The 15,712-nt window shown below is 71.7% G+C and carries 12 protein-coding genes; 7 read left to right on the top strand and 5 right to left on the bottom strand.

Annotated elements, in window-relative coordinates; translation table 11 throughout:
- Positions 1-93 precede the first annotated feature (93 nt).
- Positions 94-825: a sugar transferase gene (locus tag WMF24_RS04860; protein ID WP_437735166.1), complete on the bottom strand. Its 732-nt coding sequence runs from the start codon at positions 823-825 to the stop codon at positions 94-96.
- A 92-nt stretch (positions 826-917) separates the two neighbouring features.
- Here WMF24_RS04860 and WMF24_RS04855 point away from each other — a divergent pair, with 92 nt between their 5' ends.
- The 5 genes from WMF24_RS04855 (at position 918) to WMF24_RS04835 (ending at position 6,923) form a co-directional block, all read left to right on the top strand.
- Positions 918-1,478 carry an ATP-binding protein gene (locus WMF24_RS04855; protein WP_437735165.1) on the top strand — a complete coding sequence of 187 codons (561 nt, stop codon included), beginning with the start codon at positions 918-920 and terminating at the stop codon, positions 1,476-1,478.
- Entirely contained in the window at positions 1,475-1,774 is a 300-nt protein-coding gene (locus WMF24_RS04850; RefSeq protein WP_044985570.1) for an STAS domain-containing protein, read from the top strand. Before WMF24_RS04855 ends, WMF24_RS04850 begins: the two co-directional genes overlap by 4 nt.
- Before the next feature lie 266 nt (positions 1,775-2,040).
- The gene (locus WMF24_RS04845; RefSeq protein WP_437735164.1) at positions 2,041-3,603 is read left to right on the top strand and encodes a GumC family protein; all 1,563 of its coding nucleotides are present in this window, start codon (positions 2,041-2,043) and stop codon (positions 3,601-3,603) included.
- Positions 3,596-5,440 carry a CpsD/CapB family tyrosine-protein kinase gene (locus WMF24_RS04840; RefSeq protein WP_437735163.1) on the top strand — a complete coding sequence of 615 codons (1,845 nt, stop codon included), beginning with the start codon at positions 3,596-3,598 and terminating at the stop codon, positions 5,438-5,440. Before WMF24_RS04845 ends, WMF24_RS04840 begins: the two co-directional genes overlap by 8 nt.
- 88 nt (positions 5,441-5,528) lie before the next feature.
- Entirely contained in the window at positions 5,529-6,923 is a 1,395-nt protein-coding gene (locus WMF24_RS04835; RefSeq protein ID WP_437735162.1) for a hypothetical protein, read from the top strand.
- A gap of 211 nt (positions 6,924-7,134) precedes the next feature.
- On the opposite strand, the gene WMF24_RS04830 is transcribed toward WMF24_RS04835, so the two are convergent.
- The 4 genes from WMF24_RS04830 to WMF24_RS04815 all read right to left on the bottom strand — a co-directional run bounded on the left by WMF24_RS04830 (position 7,135) and on the right by WMF24_RS04815 (position 12,831).
- The gene (locus WMF24_RS04830) at positions 7,135-8,829 is read right to left on the bottom strand and encodes a SpoIIE family protein phosphatase (RefSeq protein ID WP_437735161.1); all 1,695 of its coding nucleotides are present in this window, start codon (positions 8,827-8,829) and stop codon (positions 7,135-7,137) included.
- Positions 8,830-9,245: 416 nt separating this feature from the next.
- A complete protein-coding gene (locus WMF24_RS04825) occupies positions 9,246-10,580 on the bottom strand; it encodes a nucleotide sugar dehydrogenase (protein ID WP_437735160.1) in 1,335 nt (444 codons plus the stop codon).
- 158 nt (positions 10,581-10,738) lie between these two features.
- Positions 10,739-12,220, bottom strand: a complete 1,482-nt coding sequence (locus WMF24_RS04820) for an oligosaccharide flippase family protein (RefSeq protein WP_437735159.1) — start codon at positions 12,218-12,220, stop codon at positions 10,739-10,741.
- Positions 12,221-12,222: 2 nt separating this feature from the next.
- Positions 12,223-12,831: a polysaccharide biosynthesis/export family protein gene (locus tag WMF24_RS04815; RefSeq protein WP_437735158.1), complete on the bottom strand. Its 609-nt coding sequence runs from the start codon at positions 12,829-12,831 to the stop codon at positions 12,223-12,225.
- A 253-nt stretch (positions 12,832-13,084) separates the two neighbouring features.
- Here WMF24_RS04815 and WMF24_RS04810 point away from each other — a divergent pair, with 253 nt between their 5' ends.
- Together WMF24_RS04810 and eboE are read left to right on the top strand one after the other, a co-directional pair.
- Positions 13,085-14,314, top strand: coding sequence for a 3-dehydroquinate synthase (locus WMF24_RS04810; RefSeq protein ID WP_437735157.1), 1,230 nt, complete (start codon positions 13,085-13,087; stop codon positions 14,312-14,314).
- The gene (eboE, locus tag WMF24_RS04805; protein WP_437735156.1) at positions 14,311-15,711 is read left to right on the top strand and encodes a metabolite traffic protein EboE; all 1,401 of its coding nucleotides are present in this window, start codon (positions 14,311-14,313) and stop codon (positions 15,709-15,711) included. Before WMF24_RS04810 ends, eboE begins: the two co-directional genes overlap by 4 nt.
- Position 15,712: the final 1 nt, after the last annotated feature.

Here is a 15,712-nt window from a genome sequence, read left to right as displayed (position 1 = left end):
GACACCCGGGGCGGCGCCCGGACACCCGGGGCGGCGCCCGGACACCCGGGGCGGCGCCCGGACACCCGGGCGCGGGTTGCTCTTCGCCCGGGCTCAGCGCCCGAGGCCGAGGACCATCACGAGCGGGGTCTTCAGGATGATCGACAGCTCCATCTGGAGGAACGTCGACAGCTTCTCGAGCGACGCGGCATATGCGAGGTCGAAGAGCAGCTTCATCCGCATGTCGTCGGCCTCGGCCCCCTCCGCCTCCTCGAGGCCGAACGGGTTCGTCAGCGTCGCCTCGAAGGCCGCGACCTCGCTCTCCGCCGGGGCGCGCCCGGTGTAGCCGAGCGAGACCTGCGCGAGGCCCGTGATGCCCGGCTTGATGTCGCGCATCCGCTCCTCGAAGAACGGGATGGCGAGCGCGAGGTTCACGAGGAGCTCGGGGCGCTCGGGGCGCGGCCCCACGATGCTCATGTCGCCCATGAGCACGCTCCAGAACTGCGGGATCTCGTCGAGCCGCGTCTTGCGCAGGAAGCGCCCGACGCGCGTGATGCGCGGATCGTCCTGCTGGGCGAGCACGGGCCCGGTCATCTTCTCGGCGTCCACGCGCATGGAACGAAACTTGCGCATGTGAAATTCGACGAACTTCGGGTAGGCGACGCCGTCCCGTACTTCCGTGCCGATGAGCATCCCGGCACGGCGCTGCATGTAGAAGATCGGCCCGGGCGACTCGAGGTAGATGGCCGCGCCGATGAGAGGGTAGAGCGGGAGGGTCAGCGTGAGACCCACGAGCGAGCCCGCGATGTCGATCGCACGTTTCGCTACACGAACGCCAGGTGTCACTGTTTACCTTGTGGCTCCCATAGTTCAGAACGTGGTAGGGTACAAGCTCGGATGGAGGTTTGGGCGTGATCCGACTCCGCGTACCAGGTTCGTTGACCTATCGCCACCTCGCCCTCCGCGTGGTGGCGGCCGCTTGCAAGATGGCCGCGCCTGGGAGGGTCGAGGGCGGGTCGCCCGGCCTGAGCCAGGAGGATTTCGAGGCCCAGACCGTCTCGGCGTTCGGGGAGGCGTTCAACAACATCGCGATTCACGGATACCGCGATGGTCCGCCGGGCGACGTCGACATCGAGATCGAGTCCGACGCGGACGGCATCATCATCCGCCTGATGGACACGGGGTGCAGCTTCGATCCCGCGGCCATCGAGAACCCGCCCATCGACGACCTCCCCGAGTCGGGGATGGGGCTGTTCATCATCAAATCGTTCATGGATGAGGTCGACTACTGTCCCGGCAGCCCGAATGTCCTCCGCCTCGTGAAGCGGAGGGAAGGCAGCTCGTGCATCGCCGGCGACGGCAGTGAAGGCAGCAGTGAACAAGAGCATTCCGATGCCGATTTCGCCGAGGCGACGGGGCGTCGGACGAGCAGTTTCCGAATGCGGAGCGTCTCCCGATCGGGCGCAGCCCGCGCCGCTGGGGGAATCAAGATCCAATGAGCTATACGCGGACCGATAACGGCAATGAGACGGTCGTGCAGTTCGAGGGGACCCTCGACGCAGTGACCGCACCGGAATTCAGGACGTTGGTTGACGAGCTGGTGGCCGAGAACCGCCAGAACATCACGCTCGAGCTCTCGTCGCTCCGGCTGATCGACAGCTCCGGCGTGGGCGTGATCGTCTCGCTGTTCAAGCGGGTGCGCGCCAACGGCGGCCAGGTGCGCATCGTGGGGCTGAGGGATCAGCCGCGCGCCATCTTCCGCCTGCTGCGCCTCGACCGGGTGTTCCCGACGTGACGCCGGGGGCGGCGTGCTCGCCGCCGACCTGGCCAGAGCGGCTGCGGCGCGGCGTCGACGCGGACGTCGCGCCGGCGCGGCGCCGCAGCCACGCCCGTCCGCGCGCGCGGCCGGGCATGAGATAGGCGCGCCGTCGCGGCGCTCAGGGGCCGCGTGCAACAAGCTGGCGCTCGGGCAGCACACGTCTACCATAGGCAGCCGTCTGCCCGACCGGGGCTTGCGCTCCGGGTCGGGCGGCGCAAGCCAACCTTCGAGGAGCGGGGACTATGGACAACTGGAAGATGAACCAGCAGCCCGCCGGGCTTCCCCCGCCCCAGGAGCCGCTCGGGGCGCTTCCCGCTGATACGTCGGCGCGGCCTGCAGGCCCGCAGCCGCCCAGCATCAGCGCGATGATCAACCGGACCCTCGTGCACTGGTACGTCGCGGTGCTCGTGGCGCTCGCGGGCATGGCGTTCACCGTGCTCGTGGTCAAGGCGCGGAAGCCCGCGTACCGCTCCGAGACGGTGATCTTCTACCGGGAAGGCGTGAAGTCGACGTACCTCGGTCCGGACGGGCCCGACCCGCTCCGCACGCTCTCGGCGCGGCTGAAGGAGACGCTGCTGGCGCGCTCCAACCTCGAGAAGGTCGTGACCGAGTTCAGCCTCTTCCCCGACGTCCTCGAGAAGCGGGGCATGGTCGACGCGGTCGACCGGCTCCGCAGCAAGATCACCTTCAAGGCCCGCTCGACCGACACGTTCGCGATCTCGTGCGAGGGGGAGACGCGCGAGCAGGCGCAGGAGGTGACGCAGCGGCTCGCGGACATCCTCGTCGAGGAGACGACGCGGATGCGCAGGTCGCAGGCGAAGCTGACGAACGAGTTCCTCGACGCCGAGCTGAAGCGCGCGGAGCAGGACGTCGAGAAGGCCGAGGCCGAGCTCGCGGCGTTCCTGGCCGAGCACCCCGAGTTCGCCGCCGAGCAGGCCACGCCCGGCGGCGCGCAGGCCGGCGCCGCCGTCCGCGCGCAGCAGACCCGCAGCACGACCTCCGACCCGACGCTGGAGGCCCTCGAGCGGCAGGTGCCCCGCCTGCGGGCCCGGCTCACCGGCACGCCGCAGCAGGCGGCGCCGAGCTCCCCGGGGGCGCCCTCCCCGGCGCTCGTGCGGCAGCGGGACCAGGCCGAGCAGGAGCTCGCGACAGCGCGGCGGGATCTCGCCGACAAGCAGTCCCGCTTCACCGAGCAGCACCCCGACGTCCGGGCCGCGCTGGCCCGCGTGAGCAACGCCGAGGCGGCGCTGCGGCGCGCCGAGGAGGCGCTCGTCCTGCCGCCGCCGCCGGAGCCGGTCGTCGAGGTCGCCGCGACCGACGAGGCCGAGAAGGCGAAGATCAGGTCCCAGCTCGCCATGCTCGAGCGGGAGATCGCGGCGCGCCGGGGCGCGAAGAAGGGGAACGCCGCCGACGCGAGCGAGGCGGCGAAGCTGATCATCAACACGGAGACCGAGTGGTCCCGGCTCAGCCGCGAGAAGGCCCGGGCGCAGCAGCGGCTCAACGATCTCGAGGGCAAGTCGTTCCGCGCCGAGATGGCCGCGAGCTCGGAGCAAGGCGGCTACTCGGCGCAGATCGAGGTGCTCGACCCGGCGTACAGGCCGAGCGGGCCGTCGGGCCCGTCGCGGCTGCTCCTTGCCCTCGGCGGGCTCTTCGTGTCCATTGCGGCCGGCATCGCGGCCGCAGCGGCGCGCGGTATCGTGTTCGACGATCGGGTTTACGACATGGAGGATATCGATCGCATGGCCCTCGCCCCGGTGCTCGTCATCGTACCGGCCGCGCGCGGCCCCCGAGGCCGCCGTGGCTGAGACAGGCGGCGCTGAGCCGGGAAAGCCCCCGCCGGTCGCTTCCCTGGAGCGGGCGCTCGATCAGGTGTGCGACTTCCTGAGTCGCGCGGAGCAGACCGCGCGGGTCCGCGCCCTCGTCATCGAGGCGCGCCGGCTCCGCAACGTGGTCGGCAACTGGCGGTCGATCGCGCCCGATCCGGACGTGCGCGAGGAGATGATCGCCCGCGTCCTGCGCCTCGCGAACGACGCGGAGGATGTCGTCTCGGCGGAGCGCCCGAGCGCCAGCCAGGACGACCCGAACGCCGCGTTCGACTCGCCGACCATCCGGCAGGACCTCTCGCCCGCGGGGCACCTGCAGCCCCCGCACGGGATCGGGCTGCGCCTCGGCCCCGCGCCCATGCAGGGCGGCCATCCCGGCATGCAGCACCCCCCGCCCGCCCGTGCGCCGTCGCCCCCGACGACGCTGTTCCTGGCGGGCGGCCCGCCCGCGGGCCACGGCGAGCACCCGGGCCATGGGGCGGTGCACGGCGTGCACGCCCCGGCGCTGCCGCCCGGCCCCGAGCGACCCGGCGTGGGCCCCGCGGTGGCGCGCGTCGTCGACCTGAGCGCCACGCTGAGCAGCCCTGGGCTCGTGTCGAGCGGCCCGGTCGCGACGAGCGCGTCGGCGGCGGTGCCGATCGAGCGCGTCATCGCGCCGCCGGCGCGCGACGTGGGGGTGCGGGACGCGGCGGCGCACCCGGCGCACCCGGCGGGCTCCCCGCCGCTGGAGCGCGGGTTCAGCGGGACGTTCCCCTCGCCTCCGTCGCTCGTCTTCGATCGCGTGGTGCCGCCCGCGTCGCGCGAGGTGACGGTGCGCGAGGTGCCGCCGCAACCGCAGCAGCCGCCGCTGGAGCGCTCGGTCACCGCCACGTTCTCCTCGCCGCCCTCCCTCATCTTCAACCGCGTCGTGTCGACGCCCGCGCACCACGCCGTCGACGCGAAGCTGCAGTCGCTCGACCCGACGTTCGAGGAGCCGCCGTCGCTCCACATCGAGCACATGCGCTCCCTGCCCTCGGGGCCGGAGACCGCGGGGCTGCTCCCGGAGGAGTCGCTGGCCGGCCCGGGCGAGGTCACGGTGCGCCCGCTCCCGATGCCGGACTCCGTGGACCCGAAGATCGTGATGGTCCACGCGCCGTACTCGCCGCAGGCGGACGCCTACCGCACGCTCCGGCGCAAGCTGCCGTCGGGCGCGGGGACCACGATCGCCGTGACGAGCGCGTCGCCGGGCGAGGGCAAGACGTCGTGCGCCATCAACCTCGCGCTCGCGCTGCGCGAGACCGTCCGCGGGCGGATCCTCCTCGTCGAGGCGAACATCCGCACGCCCGGCATCGCCAAGGCGCTGCGGTTCGACCCTCCGGTCTGCTTCACCGAGCAGCTCCAGCGGCACGTCAGCGATCGGTACGCGCCCTGGGTGGTCGTCGAGCAGGCCGCGCCGACGCCCGCCGTGGCGCCCGGCGACGACGCGGCCGACTCGTCGGAGAGGAACGGACCGCTGGGCAGCAGGTCGCCCGACCCGAGGCTCTCCGTCCAGACGCCCGTCCACATCCTGGCGGTCGATCCGGGCAAGGAGCGGCCGCCGCGCCTCGACGCGGTGGCGTTCGCGGCCGCGATCGAGAGCCTCAAGCGCGCGGGGTACTCCTACATCATCATCGACACGCCGCCCGTGCTCGGCGGCATGGACGTGAACGACATCGCCGACTCGGTGAGCGGCGTGGTCATGACGTCGCTGGTCAAGAAGTCGACCCGCAAGGCGATCCGCCAGGCCATCGAGCAGCTCCGGCCGGCGCCCATCCTCGGTGTCGTCCTGCTCGACGCCTGAGCGCCCGGCGCGCGGCCGGCGGCTCCCCACGTCGAAAGGCGGGGGAGGCGTAGCCGCGCGCCGCCTCCATTGTTACCTTGCGGCCCTCATGCGCTCCGGACGAGGTATTGCGGTCGCGGCCTTCGGCTGCGCGATCCTCACCCATCACGACGCCCGAGCGCAGGACGCGTACCTCCAGGGCGTCTTCACCGGGTCGATCGGCGTCACCGACAACGTGAGCTCCGCGGCCGAGCAGTCCGACGGGCCCGGCCCCGAGGCCGACGGCTTCGGGACCGCGAGCCCCGGGCTGATCTTCACGTACACGACGCCGCGGACGTCGAACACGCTGTCGTACACCTTCGCGGCGAGCTTCTTCTTCCTGCACTCGGAGGCGAGCTCGTACTCGAACATCGCCACGTGGACCGGCCGCTTCGTCACGTCGCCGAGGACGACGCTGACGCTCGGGGCCTCCGGATCGCAGGGCCAGCTCAACACCATCCAGCTCGAGCAGACGCCGGGGACGACGACGATCGGGGGCACCGCGGGCGGGACGACGAACTTCGTGCAGGGGTCGTTCAACGAGGGGTTCTCGTTCCAGCCCTCGCCGGTCTGGCAGCTCGGGCAGGCGGCGACGTTCCTCGCCTACAACCCGCTCGTCCGGCGCCCGCAGCGCACGTACAGCGCGGCGAACACGCTGAGCGCGCAGCGGATCTTCCGCCACGACATCGCGTCGCTGGCGCTCTCGGTCGGCTACACGCATTTCGACAACGTGCCGGAGAACGTGCCGGCGACCGACACAGACCCCGAGCCCGAGGTCAGGTACGTGGAGCGCGACCAGCTCCTGACCACGCTCGTGGCGAGCTGGCAGCACGACCTGGGGCGCCGGTTCTCGAGCCAGCTCGACGTCGGCGGGGTCGTCGCGACGGACGTGACGGGCGACGCCGTGTCGCTCGTGCGGCCGGCCGGGCTCGCGGCGCTGCGCTACACGCACGACCGGGGCGAGGCCGAGCTCGCGTACACCTACGCGGCCACGCCCAACGTCTTCCTGCAGCAGATCCAGCTCTCGCATCAGCTCACGCTGCGCGCCGCCGCGCCCATCCTCCGCCCCTCGTGGCGCCTGTCGGTCGAGGGCTCGGCCGGCGTACAGCTCGCGCGGCCCCTCGAGCGGGACGCCGAGGGAGAGCTCACGACGGGGCCGAACACGCTCGCGGTGCTCACCGACGTCGCGCTGCTCTGGAGCCCGGTCATCGTCATCCCCGATTTCGCGCTCGCGCTCCGTTACCAGCACACGAACCAGCGCACCGACACGCGCATCGTGCGCAACGCGCTGCTCGTGTCCGTGTCGGGGGCGTTCCCGCGGCGGATGGAGGCGGGCTCGCGCATCTCGATGACCCAGCCCTTCGGGTCGGCGGGGCCCGTGGGGCCGCCGCACCGGGATCCGACGCCGATCGAGGCGCCGGAGGGGACGGAGCCGTCGTCGGCGGCGGGCGACGCGACGCCCTAGAGCAACGATCAAGCGAGAAATGAACCGCCAAGACGCCAAGGACGCCAAGAAGAGAATGTCTCGGCGTCGTTGGCGTCTTGGCCGTTCGAGGTTCTGCTCGTTTCAGGCGGGTTCAACCCGTTTGTTGCACTAGGAGCTCGTCGCCCGGACCCGAGAGGCCGTGCCGAGCTGCTCGGCCCGCGTACCCATCGCGGGCGGGCTTGCCGGGCGCTCAGGTGCGGCGGGCGAGGAGGAAGGCTCTGTCGTCCTCGGGGAGCTGGTCGCCGCGGAACTCCTCGAGCATCTGCGTGAGCTTGTCGGCGATCGCCGCGACGGGGCGGCCGGCGCTGGCGGCGCACAGCTTCGCGAAGCCGGTGCCAAGCGCGTGCAGGCCGAGCATCTGCTTGGACGAATTGCGCAGCTCGGTGAGCCCGTCGGTGTACATCGCCAGCACCTCGCCGGGCGCGAGCACGCTCTGGTGCGCCTCCATCGGCACGAGGCCGATCCCGAGCGCCGGGTTGACGGCCGCCTGGAGGTGCCGCAGGCCGCCCTCCGCCGTGGCCACCAGCGCCGGCGGGTGTCCCGCGTTGACGCACTCCATGCGGCCCGTCGCCGGGTCGAGCGCGACGGCCACCATCGTCACGAACGACTGCTCCGGCAGGTACTCGCAGAGGTAGGCGTTCAGCCGGTCCATCATGCCCGTGATGCCGCGGCCGGCGTCGACCGTCGCCCGCACCATCGTGTGGACGCTCGACCCGATGAGCGCGGCCTGGAGCCCCTTGCCGCAGACGTCCGCCACGGCGAGCAGGAGGCGGCCGTCGGGCATCGGGACGATGTCCACGTAGTCGCCGCCGACCCACCGGCACGGCTCGAAGCCGAGCGCAACGTCCAGCGCCTTGAACTCCAGCCGCTTCGGCACGAAGGTCCGCTGGATCTGGTGCGCCATCTCGAGCTCGCGCTCGATCGCCGCGTGCGCCTGCGCGTGGCGCCGCGCCTCCCAGGCCGACTCGGCCTGCTGGTAGACCTCGGCCGCGAGCGCGATGAGCCCGAGCCACTCCACGCTGCCGAAGTCGGGCGGCAAGGTCACGTAGAGCAGGTTCATCAACTGCTCCTCGACCCGCAGCGGGCACGCAACGACCCAGAGCGCCATGACGTCGCGCGACATCGTGAGCTCGACCGTGGCGCTGTCGCTCACCAGGTTGCCGGCGAGCACCGGCTCGCGCGTGTCCTGCACCGCCGCGAGCACGCGGCGCGAGATGTACGGCGGCGCGACGGAGTCCTCGCGCCGGAGCGACTGGAACGGGCGGTGCGGCCCGGACAGGATCGTCAGCGCGCCGTTCTGCCGGAGCCGCAGGGCGAGCGCCATGCTGCCGTGGAAGTCCTCGCGGACCATGAGCTGGCAGAGCGCGTCGAACCGGTCCGTCGCGTCCTCGATGCTGAGCAGCCGCCGCGACAGGTCCATCAGGGTGAACAGGTGCTTCGCGGCGATGCGCGGCGGGTCGAGCTCCCCGAGCTTCCGGATCGCGGTCGGTTTGTCCTCCTCGAAATGAAGGCCGCCGGGGTCGAGCGGCACGCGGGGGGCGCGCGCCGTGAGCTGGAACTCGAGGACGTAGTCGCCGATCCCGATGCGATCGCCCGGCTTGAGCACCTTCTCGTTGATCCGCTCGTCGTTGACGAGCGTGCCGTTGGTGCTGCCGAGATCGCGGATCCACCACCGGCCGAACGGATCGCAGAACAGCTCGGCGTGGCGCCGGGAGACCGTGTAGTGGTCGAGCGTGAGCTGAACGCCCGGCGCCCTGCCGATGACGATATGGGACTCGGTCAGCGGCCGCCGCGTCCCCGGGAGATCGCCGAGGCGGATCTCCAGGTGGCCCTTCCAATCCGAGCTCGACGGCGCAGCGCCCAGGCTCTCATCTGCAGGCGACATCGTTCGACCTGGCCCGACCATGGGCGGCGGCGTGGACATGGACCGTCTTCGATGGGTACCGAACCGGCGCCCTGACATCAAGGGGATGCTCGCGATTTCGCGAGCACGGAAAGCGCCTCGTCCGTAACCTGTAACAGAGGGCGCGTCGAGAGCAGCCCCGCCGAGCACCGCCCACAGCGCGGGTGTTTCGCGACACACCGCGGTGCTGCGGGTGAGGCGGGAGAGCGCGCGACCGAGGGGGACCGCGATCGCCACGGCCGCCCACGCCGCGCCACGTCACGCCCCCCGACCGGACGCGGCAGACGCACGTCGCGCCGCGCCACCTGCTGCGCGCGGCGGACGAGAGCGCGCCGCGCGCGGGCGGGGAGAGGCCGCTGCGCGCGGGCGGGGAGAGGCCGCCGCGCGGGCGACCCCCGTCAGGCCTTGATGACCTTGGGGTTCTCCGCGCGGTAGACGCCGCGGGCGTCGACGATCAGGGCGGCGTGCTTGAGCACCAGGTCGTAGTCGACGACGGAGTGGTCGGTGACGAGCATGACAGCGTCGTGGCTCTTGAGGGTGTCCTCGTTGAGCGGCAGGGACGAGAGCTCCGGCAGGTGCGGCCAGGTGCGCATGCGCGGCAGCTTGGGCACGTGCGGGTCGTGGTAGCTGAGCACGGCGCCGAGCTTGCGGAGGAGCTCGATGATCTCGAACGCGGGGCTCTCGCGCGGATCGTCGATGTCCTTCTTGTAGGCGACGCCGAGGATAAGGACCTTCGTGCCCTTCAGCGGCTTACCGCGGTCGTTGAGGCCGAGCTGGAGCTTGTTGACGACGTAGTGCGGCATCTCGACGTTCACCTCGCCCGCGAGCTCGATGAACTTCGTCGACACGCCGTACTCGCGCGCCTTCCAGGCGAGATAGAACGGGTCGAGCGGGATGCAGTGCCCGCCCCAGCCCGGGCCCGGGTTGAACCGCATGAAGCCGAACGGCTTCGTCGAGGCGGCGTCGAGCACCTCCCAGACGTCGATGCCCATGGAGTCGTAGACGACCTTGAGCTCGTTCACGAGCGCGATGTTGATCGCCCGGAAGATGTTCTCGGTCAGCTTCGCCGCCTCCGCCGCGCGGGCCGAGGACACCGCCACGGTGCGCGCGATCGCCTGCGAGTAGAGCGCCTGCGCCAGCGCCAGCGAGGCGCGGTCGACGCCGCCGACGACCTTCGGGATCGTCGCGGTGCTGTGGTCCCGGTTGCCCGGGTCCTCACGCTCGGGCGAGAAGGCGAGGTAGAAGTCCTCGCCCATGCGCAGGCCCGACTGCTCGAGGATGCCCTTGACCAGCTCGTCGGTCGTGCCGGGATACGTCGTGGACTCGAGCACGACGAGCTGCCCCTTGCGCAGCCGCTCCTTGATCTTCTGCGCGGAGCCGACGACGTAGCTCATGTCGGGCTCCCGCTGGGCCGTGAGCGGGGTGGGGACGCAGATGAGGATGGCGTCGGGCTCGTCGAGCCGCGAGAAGTCCGCCGTGGCCTCGAATCGACCCGTCTTGGATGCCGCCGCGACGCGCGATGGATCGAGGTGCTTGATGTAGCTCTTCCCCTCGCTGAGCGCGGTGACCTTCTCGGGGTCGACGTCGAAGCCCAGCACGCGGAAGCCTTTCTCGATGAACGTGAGCGCCAGCGGCAGGCCGACATAACCCATGCCGATGATGCCCACCTGGGCTTCGCGTGAGGTGATCTTCGCCAGGAGGCCCTCGACCGCAGCGGGATGCGTCTCTGCCATTTCCTTTTATCTCCAGTGGTGGAGGGGAGCCGCCACGCGGATCCCGACCCATGTTCGAAGAGAGGGGCCCGACGCTACCACAGGCCCCCAAAATTCGCTCGAGTGTCGAAACGGATCCCCGGCGAGGGGAAGGCCGGCGAGCGATATCGGGAGCGCCCCTAGCGGCGTCGGCGCATCGCCTCGCGGGCGAGCTGGAGGAAGTCGCGCGACGCCTGCCGCGCGATCACGAGCGCGGACGCGACGAAGACAAGCCCGCCCGCGATCACCTCGGCGCCGAGGCGGAACCCGCGCGGCAGCGGCCCGAGCTCCCGCACGCCGTAGCGCACGGCGAGCACGGCCACGATCATGGGAAGGCACGCGATGAGCGGTCGGATCAGCGGGCGCAGCAGGCGCATGTAGGGGACGCCGTCGGCGCGCTGGACGACCCAGAGGCTCGCCAGCGCGTGCACGCCGAAGGCGACGCCGACCCCGGCGCAGGCCCACAGCACGCCGCCGATCGTCCCGAGCAGCGCGATGCCGCCGATGATCGCGCCGACCTTGAGCCACTCGAGGATCATGATCGTCCGCGTGCGGCCGTAGACCTGCATGTAGGACGACATCACCCAGCCGATCGGGCGGGTGACGCCGAGCGCCGCCAGCACGGCGAGGAGCGGGCCGGCCGGCTCCCAGGCCTCGTTGAAGAAGGTGTCGTTGAGGATCGTCGGGGCGACCGCGCCGAGGCCGACGGCGAGCGGGAAGATGAGGAGCGACAGCAGCGTGAGCGCGCGGACGAGGGCGGTCTTGCGCTGCTCCGGCTCGAGCTTCGAGAACGACGGGACGAGCACGTCGCCGATGCGCTCGCCCACCTGCGAGGCCGGGATGTCGGCGAGGTTCCACGCGAGGTTGTAGAGCCCGCCGACGTGCTCCCCGAAGAGTCGGATCATCACGAGGTTGTCCCACTTCGAGGCGCCGAAGTTCGCCAGCGATCCGAAGTTGAGCGGGATGCCGAAGGCGAACAGCTCGCGCGCCTTCTCGCGCGACAGCGGGCTCGGCGTCAGCCACTCCGCGAGCTTCACGGCAGGGACCGTGGTGACCACGCGCACGACGGCGCGCAGGAGCGTGGCGACGACGATGGCGTTCCCTCCCCAGCCTCGCATCGCGAGGACGACCGACGCCGCGGTGTAGGTGAGCTCTCCGGCCGCGTTGCGGAGGCTGACGCTGCGGAAGCGCATCTCGCGGATGAGCAGGCGATCGGGGACGTACCAGAGCCGGTCGATGACCATCGCGAGGATGAGCCCGGGCATGAACTCGAGCATCCCCGGCGCGCCGACGAGGTGCACCGCGATCGGCTCCCGCAGGAGGTACACGAGGCCGATGGCGAGGAGCCCTGCCCCGTGGAAGTAGACCGTCGCGTTGAACAGCATCTGGCGGTCGAGGTTCGGCCGCGACGCGATGTACTGCCCGATCCCGAGGCTCGAGAGAAAATGCGCCGTCATGATGACGACCGACGCGGCCGAGACCTCGCCGTACACATCCGGCGCGATGAACCGGGTGAGGACGAGGGTGCCTATCAGGCCGAGCACGCGCGAGCCGAGGCCTGTCGCGATCGTCCAGACCGCGCCGAGGACGGCCTTCCGGGCGAGCGCGGAGGAGCCGGCCACGATCAGGGCACGAAGACGGTATCGCCCGCCTTGAGCACGAGGTCCTGCTCAGGCCGCTTCCGCGAGGCGATATCGTCGTAGTTGATGGGGATGTGCCGGAACTTGCCCGGGCTATCCATCCGGATGAGCAGGATCTGGTCCGTCGAGGCGAACTGGTTCGGCCCGCCGGCGAGCGCGAGCGCCTCGGAGACGGAGACGAAGTAGTTCGACGCGTAGATGCCGGCGCGCGCGACGTTGCCGCTGACGACGAACCGGTAGCTGTTGATCCCGGTCACGGCGACGGTGATGACGGCGGTCTCGTCCTTGACGAACTCCGAGAGCCGCCGCTTCAGGTCCTCGCGGACCTGGGTCGGGGTCTTGCCGGCGACCTGGACGTCGCCGATGAGCGGCATCGTGATGACGCCGTCGGCCCTGACGAGCGCGTCGCTCGACAGGTCGCCCATGCGCCACACGTTGATCCGGAGCTGGTCGCCGACCCCGATCACGTACTCGTGCTTACGCGGGTCGTATTCCTTCGCGTAATTCGCCGGATTGTAGATGTACGTGGGCGAGCACCCGGCAGAGAGCACGGCGAGGGCGAGCCCGGCCGCTGTCAGAAGCGCTCCTCTCATGAACGACCGTTTCGTGGGACGGGCTGTGCCTTCCATGGGCGTCTGCATCGAGGAGAAAGTCAGGCAGTGCGGGTTGCGATCGTGGCGATCTCGGCGGCGCGGCAGCGCGGTTGCGCGGCTCCCACCGAGCGGCGCCAGCATTGCAGGAAGGCCGTCCGCCGCCAAGGGGAAGTTTTCACCCCGCGACAATGCTCAGGATCCTCGCGAGGAACGTGCTTGACGGCCCGAGGGTCGCTCTGAAAGCTCGGCTTTGATGCTGCTTCATGTCCAACGGATCGCGGTCCCCTTCGAGTACCCCGTCTACTTCACGGAAGGCGTCTTCTCGCCGAGCAACGACGATCTCGCGTCCGCGGTCTCCGCGCGGGAGCCGCAGCGGCGGCACCGGGTGCTGCCGGTGATCGACGGCGGCGTGGCCGCGGCCTGGCCTTCGCTCGCGGAGGACATCGCGCGGTACGTGGGCGCGCACGCGGATCGGCTCTCGCTCGTGGCCGAGCCGATCGTGGTGCCTGGGGGCGAGGCGGCGAAGAACGACGACGCCGCGACGGCGGCGCTGCAGGCGCGGCTCGACGCGCTCGGGATGGATCGGCAGTCGTTCGTGATGATCGTCGGCGGGGGCGCGGTGCTCGACATGGCCGGCTACGCGGCGGCGACGGTGCACCGGGGCGTCCGGGTCGTGCGGATCCCGACGACGGTGCTCGCGCAGGCCGACTCCGGGGTCGGCGTGAAGAACGGCGTCAACGCGTTCGGGAAGAAGAACCTGCTCGGGACGTTCGCGCCGCCGTTCGCGGTGCTCATCGATCCGCGGTTTCTGGAGACGCTGTCCCTGCGCGACAAGGTGGCCGGGATGGCGGAGGCGGTGAAGGTCGCGCTCATCCGGGACGCGCGGCTGTTCTCGTGGCTGACCGAGCGCGCGCCCGCGCTCGCGTCGGGGTCGCTCGCGCCGCTGGCCGAGCTGGTGCGCCGCTCGGCGGAGATCCACCTCCAGCACATCGCCACGGCGGGCGACCCGTTCGAGCTCGGGAGCGCGCGGCCGCTCGATTTCGGGCACTGGGCTGCGCACAAGCTGGAGTCGCTGACGAAGCACCGGCTGCGCCACGGCGAGGCGGTGGCGATCGGGATCGCGATCGACACCGTCTACGCCGCGCTGGCCGGCCTGTGCAGCGGGGCGACGGCGGCCGCGGTGCTGACGACGCTCGAGGCGCTCGGCTTCGCGCTGTGGGACGACGCGCTCGCGCTGACGCGCGGCGCCGGCGAGCGGGGCGAGCGGGGCGAGCGGCTCTGCGTGCTCGACGGGCTCGACGAGTTCCGCGAGCACCTCGGGGGCGAGCTCACGGTGACGCTGCTCGAGGACGTTGGGCGCGCGCGGGAGGTGCACGCGATGGAGGAGCGGCACATCGTCGCGGCGATCGCGCGGCTGCGCGAGCGGGCCGGGAGGCGGCCGTCGCACGCGCCGGCCGGCGCGGCGGGAGCGGCGCGGTCGTGAGGCTCGCGTGCGCGGGGGCGCCGCACCTCACGTACTGCACGAACATCCACCCGGGCGAGACGTGGGCGGAGGTGAAGCAGAGCCTGGAGACGCACCTGCTCGAGATCGTGTCGCGCGCGGCCGGCGGCGAGGTGGGCGCAGGCGGCGGGGCGAGCGGCGGCGCCGTGCGCCCGCGGTGCGGCGTGGGGCTGCGGCTCTCGGCGAGGGCGGCCGCGGAGCTCGCCGCGCCGGCGGAGCTCGAGGCGTTCCGCGATTTCCTCGCGCGGAACGGCCTCTACGTGTTCACGCTGAACGGCTTCCCCTACGGCCGGTTCCACGGCGCGCCGGTGAAGGAGCGCGTGTACCTGCCCGACTGGCTCGACGACGAGCGCCTGGCGTATAGCGATCTCCTGGCGACGCTCCTCGCCGCGCTGCTGCCGGCCGAGGAGGGCCTGATGGGCAGCGTCAGCACCGTGCCCGGCGCCTTCCGGCCGCGGGCGCGCGCGCCCGGCGACGCGGAGGCGATGGCGCGGCGGCTCGTGAGGCACGCGGCGCACCTCGTCGAGGTCCACCGGCGCACGGGCAAGCGCATCGCGCTGGCGCTCGAGCCCGAGCCGTGCTGCTTCCTCGAGACGACGCCCGAGACGATCGGCTTCTTCACGGATCACGTGTTCTCGCGGGAGCGGGCGCGGGAGCTGTCGGCGCTGACGGGGATGAGCCTTCCGGGCGCGGAGGAGGCGCTCCGGGCGCACCTCGGCGTCTGCTTCGACGCGTGCCACATGGCGGTGGAGTTCGAGGACGCGCCCGCGTCGCTCGCGGCGCTCCGCGCTGCGGGCATCGCCGTGCACAAGGTGCAGATCAGCGCGGGGCTGCGCGCGAGCGTGGCGGAGCGCGATCCGGCGACGATGGCGAGGCTGCGGGCGTACGCGGGGGATGTCGTCTACCTGCACCAGGTCGTCGAGCGGCGCGGGGGCGCGGGCGGCGGCGGCGAGCTGGTGCGCTACCTGGACCTGCCGGAGGCGCTGGCGGCGCTCGAGGGCGCGCGGGCGGCCGCGCCGGGAGGGAGGCCGGAGGAGTGGCGCATCCACTTCCACGTGCCGATCTTCCGGGGGATCGAGGGCGCGCTCGGGACGACGCAGCCGGAGCTGTCGGCGCTGCTGTCGCACCTGCGCGAGGTGCCTGCGACGCAGCACCTCGAGGTCGAGACGTACACATGGGATGTCCTGCCGGAGGACCAGCGGCGCGGGGGCGTCGTCGAGGCGGTGGCGCGGGAGCTCCGCTGGGTGGAGGAACGGATGGTGCGCGGCGGAGCGGGCGCTGGCGCCGGAGAGGGGGGTGGCGGCGGCGCGCGCCGTGGCGGCGGAGAGAGCGGTGGCGGCGGCGCTGGCGGCAGTGCGGCCAGCGGAGAAGGAGCATGAC

The organism is Sorangium sp. So ce1335 (assembly GCF_051521615.1).
GTDB lineage: Bacteria > Myxococcota_A > Polyangia > Polyangiales > Polyangiaceae > Sorangium.
This window is presented reverse-complemented; position numbering and strand designations above follow the sequence as displayed.

Coding starts and splice junctions, on each gene's coding strand:
- WMF24_RS04810 (WP_437735157.1), top strand. CDS start 13,085: ATGCTGCTTCATGTCCAACGGATCGCGGTCCCCTTCGAGTACCCCGTC.
- WMF24_RS04825 (WP_437735160.1), bottom strand. CDS start 10,580: ATGGCAGAGACGCATCCCGCTGCGGTCGAGGGCCTCCTGGCGAAGATC.
- WMF24_RS04850 (WP_044985570.1), top strand. CDS start 1,475: ATGAGCTATACGCGGACCGATAACGGCAATGAGACGGTCGTGCAGTTC.
- WMF24_RS04815 (WP_437735158.1), bottom strand. CDS start 12,831: ATGAGAGGAGCGCTTCTGACAGCGGCCGGGCTCGCCCTCGCCGTGCTC.
- WMF24_RS04835 (WP_437735162.1), top strand. CDS start 5,529: ATGCGCTCCGGACGAGGTATTGCGGTCGCGGCCTTCGGCTGCGCGATC.
- WMF24_RS04845 (WP_437735164.1), top strand. CDS start 2,041: ATGGACAACTGGAAGATGAACCAGCAGCCCGCCGGGCTTCCCCCGCCC.
- WMF24_RS04830 (WP_437735161.1), bottom strand. CDS start 8,829: ATGTCGCCTGCAGATGAGAGCCTGGGCGCTGCGCCGTCGAGCTCGGAT.